At 44.3% G+C, this 7,083-nt stretch carries 5 protein-coding genes; all 5 read right to left on the bottom strand.

Features of this window, described 5'->3' with window-relative positions; all coding sequences use genetic code 11:
• Positions 1-461: 461 nt before the first annotated feature.
• The gene (locus DFP95_RS27185) at positions 462-2,306 is read right to left on the bottom strand and encodes a bifunctional diguanylate cyclase/phosphohydrolase (protein WP_115995820.1); all 1,845 of its coding nucleotides are present in this window, start codon (positions 2,304-2,306) and stop codon (positions 462-464) included.
• Between the two features lie 656 nt (positions 2,307-2,962).
• Complete coding sequence (locus DFP95_RS27180; RefSeq protein ID WP_115995819.1) at positions 2,963-3,544, bottom strand: DUF5317 domain-containing protein; 582 nt, start codon at positions 3,542-3,544, stop codon at positions 2,963-2,965.
• A 33-nt stretch (positions 3,545-3,577) separates the two neighbouring features.
• Complete coding sequence (locus DFP95_RS27175) at positions 3,578-3,763, bottom strand: helix-turn-helix domain-containing protein (protein ID WP_115995818.1); 186 nt, start codon at positions 3,761-3,763, stop codon at positions 3,578-3,580.
• Between the two features lie 197 nt (positions 3,764-3,960).
• Positions 3,961-5,775, bottom strand: a complete 1,815-nt coding sequence (locus tag DFP95_RS27170; protein WP_115995817.1) for a PAS domain-containing sensor histidine kinase — start codon at positions 5,773-5,775, stop codon at positions 3,961-3,963.
• Positions 5,776-5,887: 112 nt separating this feature from the next.
• Positions 5,888-7,078 carry a copper amine oxidase N-terminal domain-containing protein gene (locus DFP95_RS27165; RefSeq protein ID WP_181907636.1) on the bottom strand — a complete coding sequence of 397 codons (1,191 nt, stop codon included), beginning with the start codon at positions 7,076-7,078 and terminating at the stop codon, positions 5,888-5,890.
• Between the last annotated feature and the right edge of the window lie 5 nt (positions 7,079-7,083).

Below are 7,083 nucleotides of genomic sequence, written 5' to 3'. Positions count from 1 at the left end.
TAGAGCGCCGTCGACAAGTCGACATTGCTTATAACAGAGCCTTTTGAGGCTCAATCTGTAGTGCTGGTTTGCCTTCCGCAGACTCGAAAGTCCGCTTCAGACGTTTGTTGTTTACGTGCGATGACTGTGCGCGATGAAACATCGCTGGCAATCAGTCACACTCTTACGCTCAATGTTCAGTTTTCAAAGAACAATTTGTGTTTCGTTTAGTAGCTTCTTCCTTGCTTATCCACCTCGTTGTCCGAGGCAGGAATTACATCTTACCGCACCGTTCGACAATTTGCAACCCTCTAAATTTACCAACTCTTCGATATTAATTAATATTTTAAGTTAATAGTTTAAGATTGCTTTAGCGGCAAGAAATATAATCTACCACGTACCGTCACATCAAATCAAGTCACAAAATATTCCAGCTCAAAACAAAGAGAGTGTCCCGAAAGACACCCCCTTGCCATGCTAGATCATGAGACTTCCTCCCCGATTGCAGATCGGGATGGCAACTTGCTTTCAATATATTGAATGAAGTAGTCCACGATTTCCGGATCGAATTGGGTGCCGGCACAAGATCGAAGTTCCTCCAAAGCCTCCAGGAAGGATTTCGTTCTCTGATAAGGCCGCTCCGTCGTCATGGCATCGAACGAATCTATGATGCACAATACGCGCGCAAGATACGGGATTTCTACGTTTTTCAATTCATAAGGATAACCTTTGCCGTCGTATCTCTCGTGGTGCAACTCGACTAACGGAACCAAATCCTTGAACTTCTCCGTTACGCTCACGATCTCCTTGCCCCATTGAACATGCTTCTTAACGATTTCCCATTCCTCGTTCGTCAGCTTCGTCTTCTTATTCAGAATATCCCTGGGGATTTCCAACTTACCGATATCGTGAATCAATGCCCCGAGAACCAATAGTCGGCGATCGATTTCGTTTAGCGCCAGTACGTCCGCCATATCCACGGCATAGGAGAATACCCGCTTCGAATGCTTAAACGTGTATACGTCCTTGGAAAGAAAGATTTTGATATGCTGCTCGATTTCATTGATATCCTGTTCGAGACTTTGCGGCAGCTCGCTTTCTTCTCCATAGATACATACCGTGTTTTTCCCTTTGGATTTGGCTGTGTAAAGAGCTTTGTCCGCCCAATCTATTAATTGGGACTTGTCATAGGTATCCTTATGGATCGCAATAACGCCTGCCGAGAAGGAGATGCAGCCGTGAGGGAGAACGTCGACTCCTTCGAACCAAGTATCGTTCGTTTTCTTCCGAAGCTTATCGATGAAGCTCTTCGCGGCGGCGTTCTCGAACCCCGGCATAATTATGGTAAACTCTTCTCCGCCGTAACGAGCGGCAAACAGATCAAGCGGCTCGCATGCTTCCTTAATGAGTTGCCCGAAGAAGGACAGAAGCCGGTCTCCCTGCGGATGACCGTATGCATCGTTGTACTTTTTGAAGTCATCCAAATCGATCATCGCCAAGGAAAGCGGAGAATCTTTCTCTTTGGCTTGATCCATATATTCATCCAGCTTCTCCTCGAAGTAACTGTGACTGTATAGTCTCGTTCGCTGGTCCGTATTCGCTTTTTCGCTCATTTCGTTGTACATCTTGAACAATTGCCTGAACGCATGGGATAACAACATCCCGATGACCAAAAACAAGAATAATCCGAAAGTATTGCTGCTGTTAATAAGAATAACCAAAACGATTGATAGAAGTAACGTGCTTAGATACGCAAATACGACGTCTTTCAGAAATGATTTAATAATCTCGAATAGTACTCCCTTGTACAGGAGAAAATAGTATACGCCGACAAGAGAGACGTTTAGGAAAAAGTAGATGACCAGAGAAATAATGTACGCATGAAATTGATAGATGTCGAACAATCCGACCTTGCCGCCTAATAATTCGAACGATGTAGCCGCACCCGTAATCATAATCGTGTAGATCGCGAAATTCAGAGGATGCTTCCACCACTTCATCGAGCGGTCGTATAAAATTTTGACAATCGAACTAAGGATTAGCACGAACAACGAAAACTGAATGCCGTATATAAAAACAGTCGCCAAATAGATCGTTGAATCCATCGACTGTTGATTTCCTTCTGGAGGAATCCTGAACGTGAAGTACTCGAGAATAAGCACGGTGGCGACAAAAGCATAAATCATTACCCAGTCCGATAGCGAGTAGACGACTATGGAATGAATATTATTGAACACAAAAAGGGACGCGCCGGATAAGCAAACCAGCACGACGTAAGCATAGCCGGGTTGACGTATGTAATCGTAAATTTTGCGAGCGCCGCCCATTGTCCCTTCCGACCCTTCCGTATTTCAATTTAAAATATTAAGGGGAAACAGGTGTGCCTGTTCCCCTTGGTAAGCATTTATTATCCGCCGATTTTGATACCGGCCGTCAGAGCAACGACTACGGAAGCTACGATTACCGCATTTACTAGGATACGAGTGATTTTGATGCCTTCTAATTTTTTCATGGGTTAAGTCTCCTCTTATTTTAGTTTTTTTCGGTTCGTCATATGTATGCGCGTTTATTTTCCCTAATTTTGCAATTCATTAACCGCCGATTTTGATGCCGGCTGTCAAAGCGACAACAACGGAAGCTACGATTGCCGCGTTTACTAGGATGCGAGTGATTTTGATGCCTTCTAATTTTTTCATGGGTTAAGTCTCCTTTCGTAATGTTTGTGGACTTGCTGATATCTTCAGAAGCTGCTTTCTTATCCGCCGATTTTAATGCCGGCCGTCAGAGCGACGACAACGGAAGCCACGATAACTGCATTTACTAAGATGCGAGTAATTTTGATGCCTTCTAATTTTTTCATGGATTAAGTCTCCTTTTATTTTAATTTTTTAATCAGAAGCGGATGAACGAACGGTTAACGGGTAATTTTGATGCCCTCTACTCGTTTAATCGCCATCAACCCCTTAGAATGAATGAAATATCGTTATTTCGCCTGAACAACGGAAGAACTTAGTTTGTGAACGAGCATCACATGCTGCAAGTATACGAAGATACCGAAATTCATGATGACGTCCCCAATGCTTATAACTAATTGCCTAGGATACGGCAAAGTTAGCGGTATGATGTCGCCTAGAAAAGGAAGCGCTGTCGCATTCGTCATGATCGAGTGCTTGGTTTCTATCATGCTGTTGCTGAGCGATTCGGCATAGGCTGGGTCAATGACGGATATCGCATCAAGCGACACCGGCATTTTACCTCCGTTAAGCAGCATAACCAGAAAGTTCATCGACACTCCGGCAAAAATCCACCAAAACCCTTTTTCTTTCCGATTCAACCACAGCAAGACCAACCCTGCGGCATATACAAGCATAAATATGTATCCGTTATAATCCTCGACAAATCGAACTTTGCCATGCAGGGAGTAAAGACCGAGTTGGATCAGCAGGATCACCGGAAAAATCCAACCGCCGCGGATTTTGATTTGCGAGAGGGCCATAAGCCCACTGCGCCAGCCTGCGCGGATCCATCCTACGATCAATCCTAGTATGATTCCATCGTAAACCATCTTGATGTTTCCCTTCGTAAAAAGCGGAGTAAATTAGACGACGGCGCCGATTGCTTTCTTAATGCCCGGCTTCGGTTGATTCTTGCGAAGGATGTAGGTCTTGCCGAACTTGCGACAAATGACTTTCCCTTCGCGACATAGGCGTTTAACGTGGTCTTGATGAACTCCCCAAAGCTTGGATGCTTCCTCAGTAGACATAATCTCGTTCAATGGGTTCAAGTGACGTCCTCCTTAATTGAAAGAGGGCAATCCAGCTAAGACATGACCGCCGTTCTAAAATTTCTACAAGCTTCCTCATAGTCGAAACTATCAATCGACTTGTATTTCTCTTTTCTAATATGATTATAGAATGTCCGACAACGGACGTCAATATATTTTTCCAATTAACCCAAACTTTATCTTTATTCGAGAAAAAACTAGAGACCTTTCGACGGCAATTCGATCTCAACGGTCGTCCCTTCATTCACGACGCTGCTAATCGTAATCCTGCCTTGATGCGCTTCGATGATCCTATGGCATACCATCAAGCCTAAACCGGTGCCGCTCTCTTTCAAGGAAAAGAACGGCTCGCCGATCTTCTCCATCCGGTCTTCGGGAATTCCTACGCCTTGATCGACGATTCGAACGATAATGTCACGGTCTTCCTTCATCGCGATGACGATTTCCACCTCGCCTCCTTGGGGCATGGACTCGATCGCGTTTTTCAGCACGTTCATGAACACTTGCTTGATTTGGTTCGGCTCGCATTCAATGGGAGAGATCGGAGCTTGAATGGTTATTTTTAACTCGACATTGTATAGAAGAGCTTGGGGATGAAGAAAAATAATGACGTTATCCATCAGATCGCGGATATCGCATCTGATAAAGTTTAAGGCTTGAGGCTTGGCCATTCCGATGAACTCGTTTACGATATGGTTAATGCGATCGATCTCCACGAGCATGATATCCACGTAGTCCGTTTTCTTCGCGCTCAGCAGCTGCATGAAACCCCTCAACGCGGTCAATGGATTCCGTATTTCGTGCGCGACGCCGGCGGCAAGCTCCCCGGCAATCGACAGTTTATCGGATCTCCGGATCATTTCCTCCGTTTTCTTACGCTCCGTCAAATCCCGAATGACGACTTGAACGATCGGAGCGCGGATATTCCTATGCACGCATATGGAAGCCACTTCTACATCGATAAGCTCGCCGTCCAAGCGCTTGAGCTTCATCTCGACGAACTCCATGTAATCGTCGATTTGAACGACCTTTCTCATACGTTCAAGGATTAGGGGATGACAACTGGCGCAGAAAAAATCGATAATCGGAAGACCGACGAATTCTTCTTTCTTCGTACCATTCAACAGCTCGATGCCCCGATCATTCACGAAAGTGATTCTGCCCGCTTGATGCAGCAAAATCGGCTCCGGCGAGAGCTGAAGAATTCGGCTTAGCTCCATCTCCTTATCCGCTAGCTCGGATTCGGCCTTCTTACGATCCGTTACATCGCGAAAGAGCAACTGGACGGACTTGACGCCTTGCAGATTGATCGGAACGGCCCTGTATTCGACGTGTATGATTTTACCGTCCGTGCGTATTAAGCTTAGCTCGGCTCCTTCGGATGCTTTACCTCCTTTTAGTAGCTCATCCACGTATTTAGGTAAAGCCAACATCGTTTCATCAAGCAAAAACCGGGATGCATGCTGCCCGATCAGCTCTCCGGATGAATTCGCGCCCAGAAGCTTCACGGCAGCCGGATTGACGAAAACGATGATCAATTCATGGCAGACGACAATAGGCTCCGGCGAACAATCCACCAGAACCCGATATCGTTCTTCGCTTTCTCTAAGCAAATCCTCCGCTTGTTTCCTGTCCGTTATATCTCTTTCGATGACGACTAGCGCCACAAGCATGCCTTCCTCGTTCTTTACGGGAGATATCGTAACGTCCGCGTAGAAAAAACTTCCGTTATTGGATATCTTCGCTGCTTCCAGTACGGTTACTTGTTCGCCGTTAAGAATCCGGTGAAAAATCTCTAATGAAATTTCCCGGTCCTCGGCGGACATCGGTATTTCCTTGCCAACGATTTCTTCCCGCGTCCAGCCATGAAGCTCTTCGAATTTCTTGTTAACCGCCATGATTCGTCCATTCAAATCAATGACGTACACAGCGTCGGACGTCAGGTTCAAAAAGGAGTTAAGCACCAGCATCTCATTGATCTCTGTAGTGAAATAGTTGTTATTAATCTTCATCACCCTGGTGCATAGAATGAATAACAATCTATATATTCCCTATATTCAGACAAATCCCTTGTATGCTTATGCTAGATCTATGATTTTATTGGATTCTTGTCGGAATCAACAATTACTTAAGTTCCTTATATGAATAGGCTGGAGATCCTTTCGGACCGTTTAGAATAAACATGTTCTCATCATTTTTCATTTTGAGAGTTTCAATGAAATAATTACTAGTGTTCGAATCTAAGCGCACATCAGCATAGCCAATATACCATTGATTCTTTTTCACCCAATCTGGAGATTCAGAGTAGGAACTGGGATTGTAACTATCCATTGAAAATTGAGACATATCATCAGAACTAATAACTTTGAATTTGAACTTGGTTCTCATGAAATATTCTCCATTTTTACGGTAAAGAGAATTGGCATCCGGAAAAGCATACCCCTGAGTTATAACATGATTTTTTTTAATAAAATCTACAAATCTATATAGAACTTCTGTTGGAAAAGTTCCACCTGTTTTCCAATATAAAGAAAGAGAGGATTTATAATATGTACTTGCATCAATAGTTCTATAATCAACATTCAATGCTAGTTTGTAGTTATTCTTAATACTCATTACGATATTATCACGGGATTTTTTATTAATAGTGTATTGGGTAAGAACCTCCATTGCAGACATTGTTGCTTTGTCACGAGGTAGAGTGTATGGCTTAGCTACATCATAAGCATAGTTCTCCGTGTCCTCTAGTAGTTGCCAATCCTTAGCGGATTTAGGAATATTGCTCGTCGTGTTTATACGTAGCTTGCGACCATAAGTATCGACTTTGATAGTACCGTCTTCGATTCGGTCAAGAAAGTCTTTTGAGCTTACAGTTATGGCGTTATAGCTTCCATCCCATTTAACAATTGTATCTAGAGTCTCGCTGACGAAGCGTAATGGAACGACTACTCGACCTTCGGACAAAATAGCGGAAGTATCAAGAGTTTGTTCTACGCCGTCGACGGTAACAACCTTCGAGTTTACAGGCATAGTAATAACTTTGCCCTTGTAATTGATGGTTACGATTTGAGCCTTGTTATCCCATAACACTTCCGCTCCAAGCTTTTCGCTCACGAAACGGACAGGCACCATCGTACGATCGGCATCGTCGAAGAACGGCTCCGTGTCGGGAAACGTTGCCTTCATCCCGTCGACGATGACGTCGATACCCAATTGCGGCTTTCTTGGTTCCGGAAGCTGCGAAGCCGCGAAAGCGGAACCTGAAGATAATACAGCGGAAAGTACGATTACGGTTGCTACGGTTTTCATAAACATCAATA

Source organism: Cohnella lupini (assembly GCF_003386205.1).
Taxonomy (GTDB): Bacteria; Bacillota; Bacilli; order Paenibacillales; family Paenibacillaceae; genus Cohnella; species Cohnella lupini.
The sequence above is the reverse complement of the archived record's forward strand: the minus strand, read 5'-3'. Positions and strand labels throughout refer to the sequence as shown.

Coding starts and splice junctions, on each gene's coding strand:
- DFP95_RS27185 (WP_115995820.1), bottom strand. CDS start 2,306: ATGGGCGGCGCTCGCAAAATTTACGATTACATACGTCAACCCGGCTAT.
- DFP95_RS27170 (WP_115995817.1), bottom strand. CDS start 5,775: ATGAAGATTAATAACAACTATTTCACTACAGAGATCAATGAGATGCTG.
- DFP95_RS27165 (WP_181907636.1), bottom strand. CDS start 7,078: ATGTTTATGAAAACCGTAGCAACCGTAATCGTACTTTCCGCTGTATTA.
- DFP95_RS27180 (WP_115995819.1), bottom strand. CDS start 3,544: ATGGTTTACGATGGAATCATACTAGGATTGATCGTAGGATGGATCCGC.